We start from the raw sequence: 16,771 nt of genomic DNA, 5'->3' as shown, positions 1-16,771 counted from the left end.
ATCGTTGTTCGTTCCAAGCGAATCGTTTGCGGCAGGCCGACTCGGTCCCCGCGTGTACTTGCCGTGAAGCAAGCCGGAAGTGGAAGACGTCATTCTTTGCTTCGCTTGATGGCTTGGAGATACGCTCAGCGTCTTCACGTCTGCGGGCAATGCGTGCGGTTTGTTTCGTGCAAGTATTCCTCCAGGTCATCTTGAGTCTTGCCGGCAAGTAGCGACAGCATTGGCTCACGATCGAGGCCCGCACATCGTGCCCCGTCTACGTCGATCAGCGGCCGTCGTATCAGGAGCGGATCCCCTACCATTAATGCAGTGCGCCTGCCGCCTCGATAGAATCGGGATTGACTTCGCCCGACTTGATACGAGGCGCGGCTCGGTTGAACCAGGGATCGACAGGCATATTGCGCAAGAAGCTGCGCAATTCGTCCGAATGCCATGGCTGCTTCAAGATCTCTTGCAGGACCACGTCATGTCCGGCGGACCGGAGCGCTTGAATCTGACGCGTTATTGACACAGCCGGGCTTCTGATAAATATGATTGTCGCCACGGCATACGTGTGTAGGCGTTCTGAGCTGAACGAGAGGCACTGCGCTGCTGCTTCCGCAAGCCCATTCGAAGTTCTTGCGGCCTCAACGCCGACGTCAGCGCACCAAGCGCTGTGCCGCATTTGCAATACTCGCCGCTGGCCCCTAGTTTTCGAGGCGTCCCTTCATTCTCCTCCGATCGCTCGGCTTGCGAGGAGCAGCAAGTTCCGATCCACCTGCGACATCGGAATAGGTTCCCGTCAATTCGGCTTTTGGCGTTGACGTTTGTGGTTGTTTGTTCGTTGTCCGACAGCCGCGCAGATCCCGCCACGTCCAAAACAGCCAACGACCACGCAGCGGCTTGTTGGCTTTTGGAAGCGCAATCAGAAGCTTAAGGGGCGCGGTCAAGCATTGGCACGGCTGTTGCTAACAAGCTGCAGCAACACTGAGTGAGGGCTGAGTGCACGTCGACGCGTAAGGCGAGCGTTGCGCTCCTTCCCTTGAACCTGTGTGCCGGCGCTTCTGCGAGAGAAACTAGCTCGCACAAGAAGCGCGCAAACGTTTGGCAAATCGGTTGATGGAGAGCAACATGTCTTCACTAAGACAAATCGCGTTCTACGGGAAGGGCGGCATCGGGAAGTCCACCACTTCGCAGAACACGCTGGCGGCGCTAGCCGAGATGGGTCAGAAAATCCTGATTGTAGGGTGTGATCCGAAGGCGGACTCGACCCGCCTAATTCTGCACGCCAAGGCGCAAGACACGATTTTGAGTCTTGCCGCGAGCGCCGGCAGCGTGGAGGACCTAGAGCTCGAGGACGTCATGAAGGTCGGCTACAAGGACATTCGCTGCGTGGAGTCCGGCGGTCCTGAGCCAGGTGTCGGCTGCGCCGGCCGCGGTGTCATCACCTCGATCAATTTTCTGGAAGAGAACGGCGCCTACGAGAACATTGACTATGTCTCTTACGACGTGCTTGGCGACGTTGTGTGCGGTGGCTTTGCGATGCCAATCCGTGAGAACAAGGCGCAGGAAATCTACATCGTCATGTCCGGTGAAATGATGGCGATGTATGCCGCGAACAACATCTCCAAGGGCATCCTGAAATACGCAAACTCCGGCGGCGTGCGGCTGGGCGGGCTGATCTGCAACGAGCGGCAGACCGACAAGGAGCTCGAATTGGCGGAAGCGTTGGCCAAGAAGCTAGGCACTCAGCTGATCTACTTCGTGCCGCGCGACAACGTGGTGCAGCATGCGGAATTAAGGCGCATGACGGTACTTGAGTATGCCCCCGATTCCAAGCAGGCGGATCACTATCGCAATCTTGCGACCAAGGTTCACAATAATGGCGGCAAAGGCATCATCCCGACCCCGATCTCCATGGATGAGCTCGAGGACATGCTGATGGAGCATGGCATTATGAAGCCCGTGGATGAATCCATCATCGGCAAGACCGCCGCCGAACTCGCAGCCTCGTAAAGACAGCGAGTCGTGGCCTTGTAAAGGCGCGCGACGGATGCCGGTCTCCCTCACCATCCCTCCCCGGGGGGGGCCGGCATACTGACGATCGACCTTCACCAATACCAGGATGCGCCGTGGCAAACCTTGCCATTGTGAATACCCGCAAAAGTATGTCCGAGCCGCACATCGTTCCGTTCATGGCTGCCTGTGCTGTTGATGCCAACAGCCAGTTGCAAGCCGGAATTGCAACCTACCGCCTGCTCACCGGCGTGCCCCCTGCAGATGCCGATATCGCGATCAACAGCAATCTCGATCGTCATGTCTTGGCGTCTGTCCTGGCGGCTGCCACGATGGATGGTGGCTCCCTCTCAGAAAAGGTCGGCCTGTCCGGCCTTGAATTGGCGGCCTTGCTGCAGCAGTACTTTCCCTCAACCGGGATCAAGCCGGCCGAGCAGCTCTCGCCTTTGCAGGTCTCGCCTTTCAAGTGGGAAGAGCACGAGGAGATCGCAATGCTTCGCGATCTTTTGCTCAAGCAACGCTCGACGGAAGGGGATGTCGGCCGCTGGCTGGCTGCGATGATCGCGCGCCGGGCCATTGAGCCGGACCATCTGTGGGAAGCTCTCGGCTTGCGCAATCGTGCCGAACTCTCTCTGTTGCTGAGCCGCCATTTCGCGCCGCTTGCCGCGCGCAACGTCGATAATATGCGTTGGAAGCGCTTCTTCTACCGCATGCTTTGCGAGAACGAAGGCCTTGTGATGTGCACGACACCCGTGTGCAATCAATGCAACGAATTCAACATCTGCTTCGGTGAAGAAAGCGGTGAGAGCCGGATAGCCGAGGGTCGGCGCGATTTGCTGTCGCAAGCGGCAGCGCGGCCGGCTGTGGCCGGCGATCCGTCATCTGAACTGCCGGAAGAGTCCACGATCGCATCGTCATCCGCGAAAGCCTCGCCCTATCTGTAGGCCGCGCGGGGAGAGGAGGAGTGGGTATGCCGTTTGGCTGCAAGCGAGTGACCATGTGTCCAAGGCGGCGGCGGGCTTGCAACAATTCTCACATCCTGGCGCGCCGCAACTGCATTAAAGCTCGAACTCGGTGGGGCAATAGGCAAGGCGTCGCTTCATGAGCCTGTCGCATTTACGACAATCCATTTGCTGAAGCTTAGGTGGGTCAAACAACAAGGAGCTCTCGCGTGATTGCCGCTAGCACCGCCGCAAAATCGTCTTGGTCCAAGGATGTGCGCGCCAAGCCCACCGTGCTCAACGACACGACATTACGCGACGGCGAGCAGGCACCTGGCGTTGCGTTCACCACAGAGGAAAAGCTAGCGATCGCGCAGGCGCTGGCGCGGGCTGGAGTCACGGAGATCGAGGCGGGAACGCCGGCGATGGGCAACGAGGAGATCGCCGCCATTCGCGCCATTGTCGAAGCAGATCTTCCGCTAACCACCATAGGCTGGTGCCGGATGCGGGAATCGGATGTCGACGCGGCGATCGAAGCAAAGGTGTCCATGATCAATATGTCGATCCCGACCTCCGATGTCCAGATCGCGGCCAAGCTAGGTGGTCATCGCGACCTGGCGCTGGAACGGGTGAAGCGATTGGTAGGCTATGCCTGTGCGCGCGGACTTGAGGTCGCCGTCGGTGGTGAGGACTCCTCCCGCGCCGACATCGATTTTCTCATCAGACTGATGGCAACTGCAAAAGCCGCGGGCGCGCGTCGCTTTCGTATTGCAGATACGCTCAGTGTACTCGATCCCGACGCAACCTACGTGCTGGTCAGGAATTTGCGTGCGACCACCGATCTCGAACTCGAATTTCACGGTCACGATGATCTCGGACTCGCAACCGCCAACACGCTCTCCGCTATCAAGGCCGGCGTGAGCCACGCCTCAGTGACCGTCATCGGGCTGGGCGAGCGGGCCGGAAATGCCCCGCTCGAGGAAATCGCGGTCGCACTCAAGCAGCTCTACGGGCGCGAAACCGGTATCCTACTCCCGGAGCTCGAGAACGTCGCCGCGGTGGTAGCAGCCGCAGCCGCACGTGCGATTCCTATGAACAAGGCCATCGTCGGTGAACATGTATTTACGCACGAATCCGGCATTCATGTCGATGGCCTTTTGAAGGATCAACGCACCTATCAATCGCTTGATCCCGTTTTGTTTGGCCGCTGCAACCGCTTTGTGATCGGCAAGCATTCCGGACTTGGGGCGATCACCGCGTTACTCGATGAACTGCAACTCGTGGCCAGCGCCGATCAAGCCAGACAGATTCTGTCGCAAGTCCGCCAATATGCCATCGAGCACAAGCGGCCGGTCGAGCGCGACACCGTGGCGGCGATCTGGCGCGACGTGTGCGGATGCCTGGCAAACCACCCCGCGTGAAAAGCCGTGTCCAGCAGCGTTTGCGCAAACAGACGCGCCGCAAGGACGGCGTCCGATATCGCTGATGGGTCCGAACGGCGTCCAGCTTTCGCACGTCAGATCCCCTGGCGCAATCTCACCTCCCGATCTTACTTCCCGTTCCGCCATACATACTGTGATCTCCTACCCAATAGCGAGCCGCCCGGCACTGCCAATCGGCGTCTTCTCGCGGTGAGTTCCGGTCCGGCGACCGTCCTGACGAGCGTCAGCCTCGATCGTGGCTTGGCTATTGATCCCGCCAGCAGTCAACAGGCGCCACCCCATCTCATTTACCTTCCAGAGCTAATCCGAAGGAGAATTTCCATGATCAACTCATCCGCAGCAGCCGGTATCCTGGATCGGCTCGGCAAGGCCTCGTCGGCAGAGGAGTTCTTTTCGCTGCTTGGCGTAGAATACGACGCTAAGATAGTGAACGTCGCTCGCCTTCACATCTTAAAGCGCATGGGACAATATTTTGCCGAAGAGCAATTTGCTGGAGCCCCAGAGGCGGAAATCAGAGCTCGGTGCAAGGCGATGCTGGAGCAAGCCTATGCCGATTTCGTGGCATCGTCACCGATCGAGCAGCGTGTGTTCAAGGTTTTGAAGGACGCCGTCGCAGAGCCTAAGAAGGGCGCGGCCTTTGTCCCGCTGAGCGAGTTGAAGTGATCTAGCGTTGCGCAGTGAGCGAATTGTGCCCGACCGCTGCCGAAAGAGATCCCATAGCGGGCCTTCTCTTGATCGTGCTCAAGCTTCTTAAGCCATGACGGAAGCGGCCGCTGTCGTATTCCCGACCATGTCTAGACTGCTCGCGTCTACGGTATGAGAGGTTGTTTGAATTGTGTCGCAAGCCATTTCTTTCGGCTGACTTTCAATGGTCTTTGCAACTGGTACGACACTTGCTGTTGTCCTGCCATCGATGCCGAGAGATGGCAGTCGTCCGCGATGAGTGTGAAGGAGGACCTATGATGCTGCTTTTACTGCCCGCTGATCCCTGCTTCATCATCTCGAGGCCCATAATCGCGTTAGCTCCGTTCGAAGCGGCGATTGACGCGATCAAAGTGCCCTGGCGACGGTGAGACGGTGGTCAATGGATAAGTCTCCGCTTCGCGCGACTCCTGCAGTCTGCATGCACAACATCATCCGCATCGGATTAGTCCCCCATCCCGCTCGAATTTGTGCCCATCTTTTGGCGGATGAGGACTGCGCCACGACGAGCGCGAGCTTCGGCCCATACGGACTGCTTTCGGTGGAGCCTCGGCATGGATTGCGTGATAGAAGTGTTACCGAGATCGACCTCGTTGGCACCGCCAATGTGGACCCGTTGGGCCGGACTAGGGCGCAGGTGCTGCGCAGCGAACGAACTCGCCAACTCAGGCTCCGAAGCTATCGGTTGGAATCACCACGGCGCCCTGGCCAGCCGCGGTGGCGCTCGTCGAATCCGGCGCACAAGGCTTCAGTGAGGAAGACCTCTCCAAGTCCGGCCGGACGCGTGCGTCTTATTGCGACGGCGCGTGTTGTTGTGGGGCCGGTCGCGCACGCAGGCGGGGCAGAGCAGCCAGCCACTTGCTAACCAAAAGTGATCTTCAGCTAATGAAGAGGAAAAAGTGCCCCTTGGCGCGGGCGCCCCTATCGTTGAAAGGAATGTAAACTATGAGCAACGTTAGCAGAACGGCCATGCCAGCGACGGCCGGCCGCGCAGCAGCCAAGAAAGAACTGCCGGAGCACTTCAAGTCGTACAAGCACGTCTGGGTCTTCGTCGAGCTGGAGCGTGGTCAGGTGCATCCGGTTTCTTGGGAGCTTATGGGTGCGGGACGCAGGCTTGCCGACAGGCTAAAAGTGAATCTTGCCGCTGTCGTTATTGGTCCGGAGGGTCAGCACACACGTAACGCCGCGCTTGAAGCCTTTTGCTATGGCGCCGATCTGGCCTATCTCGTGAGCGACAATGTTTTGTCGGACTACCGCAACGAATCCTATACCAAGGCGCTAACCGAGCTCGTCAACACCTACAAGCCCGAGATCCTGCTGCTGGGTGCGACGACGCTCGGTCGCGATCTCGCGGGTTCAGTGGCGACGACCCTATTGACAGGGCTCACTGCGGACTGCACCGCGTTGGACGTAGACGCCGATGGTTCACTTGCGGCGACGCGGCCAACCTTTGGCGGTTCGCTGCTCTGCACGATTTACACCTTGAATTATCGTCCGCAGATGGCCACCGTCCGCCCGCGGGTCATGCCGATGCCTGAGCGTGTCGAACGCGATGCCGCGCGTATCGTCGTTCATCCGCTCCGCCTTGTCGAAGACGATATTGTCACAAAAGTATTGTCCTTCCTGCCCGACCGCGATGCAGAAACGTCCAATCTGGCCTATGCCGATGTCGTGGTTGCGGGCGGCCTGGGACTAGGATCGCCTGAGAACTTTCGGTTGGTGCGCGAGCTCGCAAGTCTACTTGGGGCTGAATATGGCTGCTCGCGTCCTCTCGTGCAAAAAGGGTGGGTTACGTCTGACCGGCAAATCGGCCAGACAGGCAAAACCATCCGGCCGAAGCTTTATATTGCCGCGGGCATTTCCGGTGCGATCCAGCACCGGGTTGGCGTCGAGGGCGCGGATTTGATCGTCGCCGTCAATACAGACAAGAACGCTCCGATCTTCGACTTCGCCCATCTCGCGATCGTCAGTGATGCCATGCAATTGCTACCGGCGCTGACGGCTGCATTTCGCGCGCGGCTTTTGCCAGATTCGCGCGCCCGTATTGCGGTTTAGAGGAGATGCTGATGATTGAAGAAAGATTCGACGCGATCGTGGTCGGGGCCGGTATGGCCGGCAACGCGGCGGCGCTGACGATGGCCAAACGCGGCATGAAGGTGCTGCAACTCGAGCGGGGCGAATATCCCGGCTCGAAGAATGTGCAGGGCGCCATCCTCTATGCCGACATGATGGAAAAGCTAATTCCCGAGTTTCGAGAGGAGGCCCCGCTCGAACGTCACCTGATCGAACAGCGGTTCTGGATGATGGACGATCGGTCTCATGTCGGCATGCATTACCGTTCGGAGGACTTCAACGAGGAGCGGCCGAACCGCTACACGATTATACGCGCCCAGTTCGACAAATGGTTTTCTTCCAAGGTGCGTGCGGCTGGTGCGATCGTGCTGTGCGAGACCACCGTCACCGAGCTCGTACGGGACGATCGTGAAAGGATCGTCGGTGTTCGTACAGATCGCAGAGATGGCGAAATACATGCCGACGTCGTCGTGCTGGCCGAAGGGGTCAATGGCCTGCTCGGCACACGTGCAGGCTTACGTGCGCGTCCGACACCCGACAACGTTGCGCTCGCAGTGAAGGAAATGCACTTCCTGCCTCGCGAGAGTATCGAGGCGCGGTTCAATCTCAAGGGCGATGAAGGTGTCGTGATCGAGGCTGCCGGCACCATTTCCCGCGGAATGACCGGGATGGGTTTTATCTACGCCAATAAAGAGTGCATTTCGCTCGGCATCGGTTGTCTCGTAGCCGACTTCCAACGCACGGGCCAAACGCCGTACGGTCTGCTCGAACAATTCAAGAGGCATCCGTCTGTCGCGCCCCTGATAGAAGGGTCCGAAGTCAAGGAATATTCGGCGCATCTCATTCCTGAAGGCGGTTATAAGTCGATCCCGCAGCTTTATGGGGAAGGCTGGGTCGTAGTGGGCGATGCGGCCCAACTCAACAATGCCATTCATCGTGAGGGCTCCAATCTCGCGATGACCTCCGGTCGCATCGCCGCCGAAGCGATAGGTCTGATAAAATCGCGCGGCGAACCGATGAGTGCAACAAATCTGTCAATCTACAGGAAGATGCTGGACGACTCCTTCGTCATCAAAGATCTGAAGAAGTACAAGGATTTGCCGCCCCTAATGCACACCCACTCTCAAAACTTCTTTCTCACCTATCCGCAGCTCATCTCTAAGGCGATGCAGAACTTTGTGCGCGTCGATGGTACGCCCAAGGCCGAAAAGGAGAAGGCGAGCCTGAAAGCCTTTGTCAAGGCGCGGTCATGGTCAGGTCTGTTCAGCGATGCTTGTCGCTTTGCCCGGGCTTGGCGCTGATCGCAACAGGTGTGAAGTTCAACAATGGAAGGCCAAAGCATGAATTTCGACTCCCAGGTGCGCGTCGAAGACAAGTTGTATTACAACCGCTATCTTGTCGACGTCGGACAACCGCACGTCAAGGTCCGTGCGCACACAACGCCATCGCCGCAGCTACTTGCACTTTTGAAGGTCTGCCCCGCGAGATGCTACGAGATCAACGACGGCGGCCAGGTCGAGGTAGCGGTTGATGGCTGTATTGAGTGCGGTACCTGTCGCGTTATCGCCGAGCCGACCGGCGACATCCAATGGAGCCATCCGCGCGGTGGGTATGGCGTCCTGTTCAAGTTTGGGTGATGGTGAACCAACGAACGTCGCGCGATCGGGGCTGGGCGACAGGATCTCACCCTCCTGTGGCCCATTCCGTGTCAAATTGCAGGGCGGCGGGAATTCGGTCACGCTCTCATGAGGACGTTGCGCAACATGACTTGCTGAGGTGATCCGACGTGACGCTCGTTCGGGAGCCGCAAGGACCCCGTTGTGGTGCCACTGAGTGGCGCTCCAACTCCGTCGATCGGATGCAGGAGTAAAGATCAGCCTCCCGGTTAAGTGGGGACTGGCCCAGCGGCCTCGATGGCGATCGCTACCGACTGCGTGATCGCAGCGAAGCGCACGGCAGTGTGTATCGCTTCGGAATCGACGCCAGCGGCTCTCAGTGTCTTCTCATGGGCATCAATGCAGACACCGCATCCGTTTATGACGGAGACCGCAAGCGACCACAGCTCGAAATCAGACTTGTCCACGCCGGGATTGCCGATCACGTCCATACGGAGCCGTGGCGGCATCGTCTTATATTTCGGGTCTGAAACGAGGTGAGCGAAGCGGTAGTAAACGTTGTTCATTGCCTCCACGGGGGCTGCGGCTTTCGCTGCGGCGATCGCTACAGAGGTCATCACAGCGGACGCAGCGGATTCGATTGCGGCAACGAGGGCTGCATTGCGGGTGGCAGTCGCACTGGCCAGCAGCAGCCCGTATTTTCGTTGCGGCGAAAGCGTCTCATCGGCCACCAAGGAGGTCAAGTTAAGCCTGACATCCTTTGCGAAATCGGGAATTCTGTCGCTTATTTGTTCGATCGACGACATGCTGCCTCAAGCAACGTTCAAGGTTTCGCCGCCGATTTCGCGGTTGCAGGGACAGAGCTCGTCCGTTTGCAGCGCGTCCAGCACGCGGAGCGTGTCCTTAGGACTGCGCCCGACACTGAGATTGGTCGCATAGACGTGCTGAATCGTGTTTTGGGGGTCAACAATGAATGTGCAACGATAGGCAACTCCTTCGGGTGAACGCACGCCAAGGCCGTCGACGAGCGTTCCCTTTGTGTCAGCAAACTGCCAGATTGGCAGATTGTGCAGGTCGACATGTGAGCGCCGCCAAGCAAGTTTGCAGAACTCGTTGTCAGTCGAACCACCCAGCACAACCGCATCGCGGTCAGCGAATTCCTTGGAAAGTCGGGCAAACTCAGCGATCTCTGTCGGGCAGACGAAGGTAAAGTCCTTGGGATAAAAGAAGATGATCTTCCATTTTTCCGGAAAGCTCAGCTCAGTCAGCGTCTCAAATGCACTCTGCCCTTCTTCTTCCTGTGTATGAAAACCGGGCTTCACGCCTGTGATGTCGAATGGCGGCAACTGACTTCCAATTCCGAGCATGCTGTCCTCGCAAACTTGCGTTTTGTAGATTGTCACTTCACTGTTGAAGCAAACAATATGCCATCCATTCTCAGGGTTGGATTTCAGAGGCTTGGATACAGGCATGCCCGTGAGCTTGGAGCGTCGATCGGCGACGAATCTGTAGCCAAGCGCTTCCTTGCCAAAGCTCATGAAAACGTTCTTGCTTTACGCGACCGCCTGAGATGTTCGCCTGCAAGCGTCTGGTCAAAGCCCGTTCTGCGTCCCTCAGAGTAAACTGCCATCTTGCCATCAATGTGCCAAAGGACTGTCGGCCTGCCGCGATCTAATGGAAACAACCAAACCTTACGAAACCCGAGGTTCGTAGCATCTGGCGCAAACAGGAGCGGCTGTATCGCCGCGACAACAGATTGCGCTAGTCAGGGCGGATGCGCGCCGTTGCCAAGCACGGTGCGAGTAGCCATAGGCGACGGCGGTTCGCACATGGAGGCGCTTGAAGCGGCAGGTAGATGACCAGGCTTGAGGATTTGCCGGATCCTGAAACGCTTGAAAGCCAACCAGGCCCGCCGTCGGCGGCGATTGGGGCTTGAACTCAACGTAGCGTCAGGTTGTACAGTCTGGATCATGCATGCGGCGATCACTCTGAAGCGTCTTGATCACAAGGAGAGACCTCAAGGTCTCAAGATCTTAGGTGCATTGGGTATGTGGCTGTGCAGGCTCGGCCGGCTTGTCGTAGATGTGAGGGAATCGGCGTAATTGAATGTGAAGCAGAACTTTCAATCGCGAGTATCAAATTCCGAACGGCAATCGATCAGCCCAAGTTCGACCCCGATGTGCCGCATGCGAGTTCAAGACGGCATTGGGTTGGCGCGAACCGTAAGACCAAGACCATCGAGAACTACGTGACGGCTCTTCGAATGTTCAGCGAGGGTTCCTCAGACCCAAAGGCATCACGCTAAAGGACCTGCTTGGCAAATGCTGATCTGCTGACCGTCTATAAAGATGAATTTATGAAGGTGCGAGCGCCAATAGCAGGAACTACGTGGGTGGAGCATTGAAAACACTCTGCAGTTTTCAGGCTGCAAATCCCATTCCGCCCCAGCTTTTGTGAAGACGCGAGAGCAACCGATGCATTCCCAGAACGAGCGGATAATCCGCCAGTTCGTGGAGAACGTCAAAGAGTACAGAATTGCTCCCGATGGTACCAGACCGCGGCACTGGAAAGGTTCCGCCTGCTACGATCAAGTCCAATGTGCAAGCGCTCAACACGTTTGCTCGTTGGCTCCGAGCACAGAAATAAGGAGCCATTGGCTCTGCGGGCGTTCAATGAACCAAGGTCGCTCACTGCCGAAATGGACGAGTACGTCGAATCTGGTGGCGATGATCGTGACCGCCTCAGCGCGGCACTGTCTCATCTGCGCAGGATCGGGGCTGACGGGCTCCAAGCTGTCGGAGCCGGCGCCCAACTGATGGGACGCGCAACATTGTCGGCTCATCCGGAGGACATCTCCACCATCGACGACTTTCTGACCGTCGCTCTGTCCAAGCTTGGACCTGAGGCGACCAGCAAAGAGAAAGCCGCCGTTTCGACGATGGCCTCCACACTACGCTCATTTAGTGATTGGCTTCAGAGGGAGGGTCGATGCCCAGTCAAGGCCGGTGCAGAGCCCTGCCGGCAGACCTCCCTTCTTCATCGGGGCATCGGGTATGCCTCAAGAGCTCAAGGCCATTGTATCTCGTCTTTCAGGATTGGCAGCATGGCTCACAGCCGGTGTCGGAGTTCCTGCTCGATGTACTGGACAATAAAATGCTGTTGCCGACTTCGCGAATGGCTCCCCGGCCGGTCTCCATCAACGGGTAGACCTACTCCATCACGGTGGGTCCGCGAGGACGTCGCGACGCTCAATTTGTCCATCATCCTGGCCCATCCTCGGTTTCTAAGGCCCGGGTCTCTGGTTCGGCTGCGGGTGTCTCTGCCGGCGACCGCAGCGGACGGGTGCTCGAAGCGAGGGAATGGCTAGGTGACGAGCACTCCAGCGAGACTACGAACTCCTGGGCAGGAGTTGTGGGCGAGCAATCCAAATCTTGCCGCCCGGACCCGGTTTGTAGATCCTTTCATGGCCTTTCGGGTGGGCCAGGGTACTAATGCCGACGCTCTCCGCGCATTCCTTCGCATTGTCGATGATCGGAACGGGAATGACACAGCCGACTTCCTGTTCTTGCCGGTGCCGACGAACGGTCTTCTTCACTTTCGCGGTAGCCTCGCCGACCTAGGCAGCCAGGGGGGCTCAAATCTGGCGGCGACATGGATTCATTGTCTCGTGCCACCAGATCGGGGTGCGAACGCAAGGCCGGACCAGCCCCTGAAGATTGCGAAGTACACCGCCCACATTTGAGCGAGCTTCCGGGATGAACGCCACGCATCAACCATTTTGGAACCACTTCAATCGGTATAAGCGCGTGGTCGTTCGGCTTCAGCAGTCTCGTTTAGGGCCAAGCAACCTCGCGCGAGTTCTATCCGTGCGTCGGTCGCGCCGTGATCGCGAGCGTACATCTCCGCCAGTGGTGCGGAATATCCGAGACGTAGTATCTGACCTCGCTGCAAGACATGCGCCCTGCGGGCCTGTGGTGACGCGAAGGGAGCTTCCGACCAAGCGGGATCGGCAAAAGGCAAGAAAGAATCCCGCGCGCACAATCAATCCCATCCCCCACTCTGCTTTGTAAAGAGAGCAGGCCTGAGCCATGCACACGACGCAAATGAAGAATCGCGCACCGTCAACGTGCCGGAAAACTGTTGCTCCAATGCTTCGAGTTGCGCCGGCACTCGGTTAAGGGAGGTGTTTCAAAGCGACCTGATGCGCATTCGTAGCAATGTCGCAGCGGGGGGCGTGATCGTTGCATTGACGAGCCATCACCGACGAAGAACCCTCCGCCTCCGCACCGGCTTCGGAATACGCCGACCAATCCTTCTCGCGTTAGCGGCTCGCAGGCGACGCCGGAGCGTCTGCAGTTCGTCAAATAGTGCGATGAGGCCCTCGACCCGTTCACGCAGAATAGCCGAATAATTGTAAACCTGACCTCGATTACTCATTACTGCCTCGAACAATGACTATTGAAACAATGAAGGCGACAACGAGAAGAGTATGCAATCGGAGGTAGGAGGATACAAGCCCCAAACGACCGCAGCGGAAGGACCCGCGGACACCGTGCGGTTGTCCTCGCGCGTCCCTTTCGCTTTGTGTTTCGGTTTGGTTCGTTCGAAGGTTCGGTTACTTGAGCAAGGCGGCAGGCCAGGCGGCGCAGCACAAGGGCGGGCACACGCGCCGGCATGGGTGTGGCGCTTACTTCCGTGCTAGCGGCCTCATTCCATAGCCTCGGTCGGCGCCCCAGATGAACGCTCGTAGCTCAACAGCGACGACAAACAGCACTGATTTGATGGTTGCCGGTTCAGTATAAGGCGAAATCCCCAGCGCCTCCCTTAATCTTCACGCAAACAGTCAGCTCAGCTGTCCACTCGATGAAGCGAAATCATCATGGTCCGAGAAGGCAATGAATGCCGCTGCCCAATGCAGTTCGTTCTGAAGAATCGTCGCCCAGAGCTTCAACGGTCATGCGCCACTGTCCAAAATTAGCTAGTCACAGATCGGGTCGCAAGTAGACGCTAAACAGCACTCCGTAAAGTTACGGAGGTGTCCGCGACGGGCACTACTTCTTCAGCAGCACTCCTATGTCCGCGCCATCCGTATGATCGAACCGGCGTGGCGGCCCAAGTCGGCAGCGATTTTCGATGCGCCAACTCCTTGGCGAGCGAGCCTGGCTAAGCGCCGAACCTCCTGGCCCGTCCACTGTTTTGGCTTTGGTGTTTTCATAGCGGCGTTCGACAACATCATTGTGAGCTGACGAGATATTTTCCTGCGTTCGTCTTGGCCTTGTCTTTGCGGTGACGAATTGAACCCCGACGTGAGAGCCATCCACCCAGATCAGCTCGCAGCGTCGAAAAGCCAAGCCGGTGGAGGACAGCACCAAGAAGAATTCTTGTGCTTTCAGGGGATCTGTTGAGCCCTCGACCTCAAGCTTGGCACCGCTCGCCGAGGCATCGACGAGAATGCAGCGTCGCCGCCACGTTCCATCGACACCCATGATGCTCACGATGTGCTTGTGCTCAAACCGAACACGGTGCGCCTTTCGATTGTTCTCCATGGTCCGCAATCCTCAATTTCAAATCATTTTCTCCAAATAGATGCGCCGCCTCCCTTCGCGTCTCGGCAATACGCAGATCAATCATTGCCGACCGGGTCAGCAAGCTCGTTATGATCGTCTCATCCAGTGTGGTCTGTTCGATGAGCAACCGGATGCAGCTATTGGTGAGTTCGAGAATGAAAATTGCGTGACGTATGTCGTCTGTTGTTTGGATGTTGATAGATTGAACTTGCGCCAACAGAGCAGCGACGTTCGCCAGAATCTCAGGCAGTTTCTGGGGCGAGGCGGTTGTCTTAGACTTCGCGTTGTGCGGTTGGCGAAATGTAAGCACCGACGACATTGTCGCACATCTCTATTTGGTTCGGCGGCGGTGCCGAAAGTGATCAAAAAGCAATGAAAACTACAAGTATGCGGTGCAACGAGAAGCCAATGAGGATTGAGCCCCCACCACGACCGGCCACGCCGACCCGTCTTAGATAGATATTCAAGAACTTACGCCAAACCGGTTGACAAACAATTATGAGGTTGCGAGCAGCAGGTATCGTAGTATGTGCGTCGCGTTCTGTGCACTATCGAAATTCGGGCAAGGGCCGGAGGTCGGCTCCAAGTTAGCAAGTGGCGGCCACCCCGAGAAAGCGAGAGCAAAGCTGCCGACTGGGTGGTGGTTTCGAGATTGCAAAAATTACCCGTTCCTAAGCGCCGAACCAAATCACTTCTTCGCGTCCAGCAAGTTACGGGCGTAATACCCTTGTCGTTGAACGGTTGACCTAATCTCGTCGCTTACTCTGAGAATTCTTTTTCTACTCTTGCGCCACTTGATGGTGGAGTAAGCATCGGGTATCGCGGAGCCTGTGCTTAGAACGAGTAAGTCACGTTTGCCATTGCGATAGACATCAAACACTTTTCGCCCCCGTTGATCGTTCGAAGCAAAAAACGAAGTATGTTCTCGTTATTCCGGTCAACCAGGCTACTCTCTTCAGCGGGCGCGCGGGTTGCAAATATGCAACGCGTCGTGCCTTCTTCAACCTGAAGAAGCCAGCGGAGCGCCGTCGAACGCGATTGCGCGAATGGAGGAGCCAGTCGGGTGGATTGCGGGCTCGATCCCACGATCACCTGTCCGGTGAGGAACCCGCGCATATTATCTCGACTTGTAGTCCAGTTCACTCCTCCGCTGCCATCGACTACTGCCCGCCGTTCGACGTGTGTTTTGGTGAATATCTGCGAGCAGTTACAACGGCGATTTCGACTCGCTCAGGACAACCCCTTCGACTATCGCGAAGCCATCATCGATTTCCTTCACCCGTCGTCGCATCCATTTCATCCGATAGGTAGTTCATTTTCTGGACAGCTTGTTCGCGCAAGGTTGTCGTGCTCTTGATGGCTCACGGCTTCGAGGTCAGTAGCCGACGCTGAGAGCATCTTGTCTGGCGAGCATCGCGCGAACTGCAGCTCAGAATCTAGAAAGCCGTTTCGGTCCAGGCATTGGCCATCGGGAAGTTGCGTGGCAAGGACGCCGGTTTGAACGTCTCCCTATGACCTTGAGCGCACCGCGCTCTTCATCGATCTGTTAGACATTTCGTCATTCGGCGATGATGCGGATGTCTGTCTATCGGGGCTCGTCACGCACCCGACCCGGCGCTCAATCGCCCCTGGCGCGCTTCTGCTGCTTCGCGATCGACAATACGCGGTTGGCAGGATGCTGCAATGTTCCCTCCGGCAACAACTCGATCTGGCTGGGACGTGGTGGTCGTCATTTAAATTTGTTAACGACCAGGTTCGCCGAAAAGGGAACACTCCGAGCGGGTCCCCAACGGCGGCCCCAAAGAAGAACAAGTGGGGGCCTCCATGAGTACCCGCGGTCGAGCGGCTGCTGCTGCAATTCGCGAACGTCTTCAGAGCATCGTTTCTGCGCTGGTTGAATTAGAGGAAACCCGAGCCCGAGTTCTCGCGGCTGAACAGAGCGAAAAGCCAACAAGGCCCAAGCCGAAGAAGCGCCTCGCCGAAGCAAGCCCAATGGCAGGAGGCGCTAGCGGCCCGTCGGCCCATGGCTTGCGACCGCTCGGCGGGCGGAACGATCGTGCCCGCGCCCGTTCGACCCTCAGCGTGCGTGCCATCCTTCGCAAGACACCCCGGCACTGACAGTGAGCCACACAGCGTCTCCTAGCGCCAGTAACGCCGCCTCAGTCGCCGGCCTCTGAGTCCCACTTCCGCGATTCTTCGCCCGGAGATGGCTGCTAATGGAACTCGCGGGCGCCGCGGTCGTTGCATGGCCGGGCAGCAGTAGCGACTAGGAGAGCACGTGAACCGACGCCAGCTTGTTCAACGGTCGGCGTTGCTGCCGGCTTTGCTGCTTGCTTCCCGACGCAGCTTGGCCGCCCCACCAGATGCGTTCGGGCCGTCCACCGTCAGAGACCTGGCGCGGAGGCCGGCGGGCAAGCCGTACGAGGCGCCGGACG

General features: G+C 57.8%; 12 protein-coding genes and 1 pseudogene. 7 read left to right on the top strand and 6 right to left on the bottom strand.

Features of this window, described 5'->3' with window-relative positions; translation table 11 throughout:
• Positions 1-134: 134 nt before the first annotated feature.
• A pseudogene (locus N2605_RS36605) lies at positions 135-530 on the bottom strand (thioredoxin domain-containing protein).
• A gap of 580 nt (positions 531-1,110) precedes the next feature.
• On the opposite strand from N2605_RS36605, the gene nifH reads away from it, so the two are divergent.
• The 7 genes from nifH to N2605_RS28025 all read left to right on the top strand — a co-directional run bounded on the left by nifH (position 1,111) and on the right by N2605_RS28025 (position 8,790).
• On the top strand, positions 1,111-1,995 hold the full coding sequence (nifH, locus tag N2605_RS28055; protein WP_027571409.1) for a nitrogenase iron protein: 885 nt from the start codon (positions 1,111-1,113) through the stop codon (positions 1,993-1,995).
• A 152-nt stretch (positions 1,996-2,147) separates the two neighbouring features.
• Positions 2,148-2,939, top strand: coding sequence for a nitrogen fixation protein NifQ (locus N2605_RS28050; RefSeq protein ID WP_425248870.1), 792 nt, complete (start codon positions 2,148-2,150; stop codon positions 2,937-2,939).
• 230 nt (positions 2,940-3,169) lie between these two features.
• A complete protein-coding gene (nifV, locus tag N2605_RS28045; protein ID WP_260347513.1) occupies positions 3,170-4,357 on the top strand; it encodes a homocitrate synthase in 1,188 nt (395 codons plus the stop codon).
• A 342-nt stretch (positions 4,358-4,699) separates the two neighbouring features.
• On the top strand, positions 4,700-5,041 hold the full coding sequence (gene nifW, locus N2605_RS28040) for a nitrogenase stabilizing/protective protein NifW (protein WP_260344033.1): 342 nt from the start codon (positions 4,700-4,702) through the stop codon (positions 5,039-5,041).
• 984 nt (positions 5,042-6,025) lie between these two features.
• Entirely contained in the window at positions 6,026-7,135 is a 1,110-nt protein-coding gene (locus tag N2605_RS28035) for an electron transfer flavoprotein subunit alpha/FixB family protein (RefSeq protein ID WP_260344031.1), read from the top strand.
• 11 nt (positions 7,136-7,146) lie between these two features.
• A complete protein-coding gene (locus N2605_RS28030) occupies positions 7,147-8,454 on the top strand; it encodes an FAD-dependent oxidoreductase (protein ID WP_260344029.1) in 1,308 nt (435 codons plus the stop codon).
• 39 nt (positions 8,455-8,493) lie between these two features.
• Positions 8,494-8,790, top strand: a complete 297-nt coding sequence (locus N2605_RS28025; RefSeq protein WP_057028523.1) for a ferredoxin family protein — start codon at positions 8,494-8,496, stop codon at positions 8,788-8,790.
• A 248-nt stretch (positions 8,791-9,038) separates the two neighbouring features.
• Here the strand turns inward: N2605_RS28025 and ahpD are convergent, their stop codons facing one another.
• The 5 genes from ahpD to N2605_RS28000 all read right to left on the bottom strand — a co-directional run bounded on the left by ahpD (position 9,039) and on the right by N2605_RS28000 (position 15,216).
• Entirely contained in the window at positions 9,039-9,575 is a 537-nt protein-coding gene (gene ahpD / locus N2605_RS28020; RefSeq protein WP_260344027.1) for an alkylhydroperoxidase, AhpD family, read from the bottom strand.
• A gap of 6 nt (positions 9,576-9,581) precedes the next feature.
• Positions 9,582-10,136 carry a peroxiredoxin gene (locus N2605_RS28015; protein WP_260347512.1) on the bottom strand — a complete coding sequence of 185 codons (555 nt, stop codon included), beginning with the start codon at positions 10,134-10,136 and terminating at the stop codon, positions 9,582-9,584.
• 3,684 nt (positions 10,137-13,820) lie between these two features.
• On the bottom strand, positions 13,821-14,315 hold the full coding sequence (locus tag N2605_RS36600) for a PilZ domain-containing protein (protein ID WP_425248824.1): 495 nt from the start codon (positions 14,313-14,315) through the stop codon (positions 13,821-13,823).
• Positions 14,278-14,655, bottom strand: coding sequence for a hypothetical protein (locus N2605_RS28005; RefSeq protein WP_260344026.1), 378 nt, complete (start codon positions 14,653-14,655; stop codon positions 14,278-14,280). Before N2605_RS28005 ends, N2605_RS36600 begins: the two co-directional genes overlap by 38 nt.
• Positions 14,656-15,024: 369 nt before the next feature.
• Positions 15,025-15,216 (bottom strand): hypothetical protein, encoded by a 192-nt coding sequence (locus N2605_RS28000; protein WP_260344025.1) that lies wholly within the window; start codon positions 15,214-15,216, stop codon positions 15,025-15,027.
• Positions 15,217-16,771: the final 1,555 nt, after the last annotated feature.

The sequence above is a fragment of the Bradyrhizobium yuanmingense genome, assembly GCF_025200905.1.
Lineage (GTDB): Bacteria > Pseudomonadota > Alphaproteobacteria > Rhizobiales > Xanthobacteraceae > Bradyrhizobium > Bradyrhizobium yuanmingense.
The sequence above is the reverse complement of the archived record's forward strand: the minus strand, read 5'-3'. Positions and strand labels throughout refer to the sequence as shown.

Excerpts from the sequence above, each read along its gene's own strand:
- nifH (WP_027571409.1), top strand. The coding sequence starts at position 1,111 with ATGTCTTCACTAAGACAAATCGCGTTCTACGGGAAGGGCGGCATCGGG.
- N2605_RS28050 (WP_425248870.1), top strand. The coding sequence starts at position 2,148 with ATGTCCGAGCCGCACATCGTTCCGTTCATGGCTGCCTGTGCTGTTGAT.
- nifW (WP_260344033.1), top strand. The coding sequence starts at position 4,700 with ATGATCAACTCATCCGCAGCAGCCGGTATCCTGGATCGGCTCGGCAAG.
- N2605_RS28035 (WP_260344031.1), top strand. The coding sequence starts at position 6,026 with ATGAGCAACGTTAGCAGAACGGCCATGCCAGCGACGGCCGGCCGCGCA.
- N2605_RS28030 (WP_260344029.1), top strand. The coding sequence starts at position 7,147 with ATGATTGAAGAAAGATTCGACGCGATCGTGGTCGGGGCCGGTATGGCC.
- N2605_RS28025 (WP_057028523.1), top strand. The coding sequence starts at position 8,494 with ATGAATTTCGACTCCCAGGTGCGCGTCGAAGACAAGTTGTATTACAAC.
- ahpD (WP_260344027.1), bottom strand. The coding sequence starts at position 9,575 with ATGTCGTCGATCGAACAAATAAGCGACAGAATTCCCGATTTCGCAAAG.
- N2605_RS28015 (WP_260347512.1), bottom strand. The coding sequence starts at position 10,136 with ATGCTCGGAATTGGAAGTCAGTTGCCGCCATTCGACATCACAGGCGTG.
- N2605_RS36600 (WP_425248824.1), bottom strand. The coding sequence starts at position 14,315 with ATGGAGAACAATCGAAAGGCGCACCGTGTTCGGTTTGAGCACAAGCAC.
- N2605_RS28005 (WP_260344026.1), bottom strand. The coding sequence starts at position 14,655 with ATGTCGTCGGTGCTTACATTTCGCCAACCGCACAACGCGAAGTCTAAG.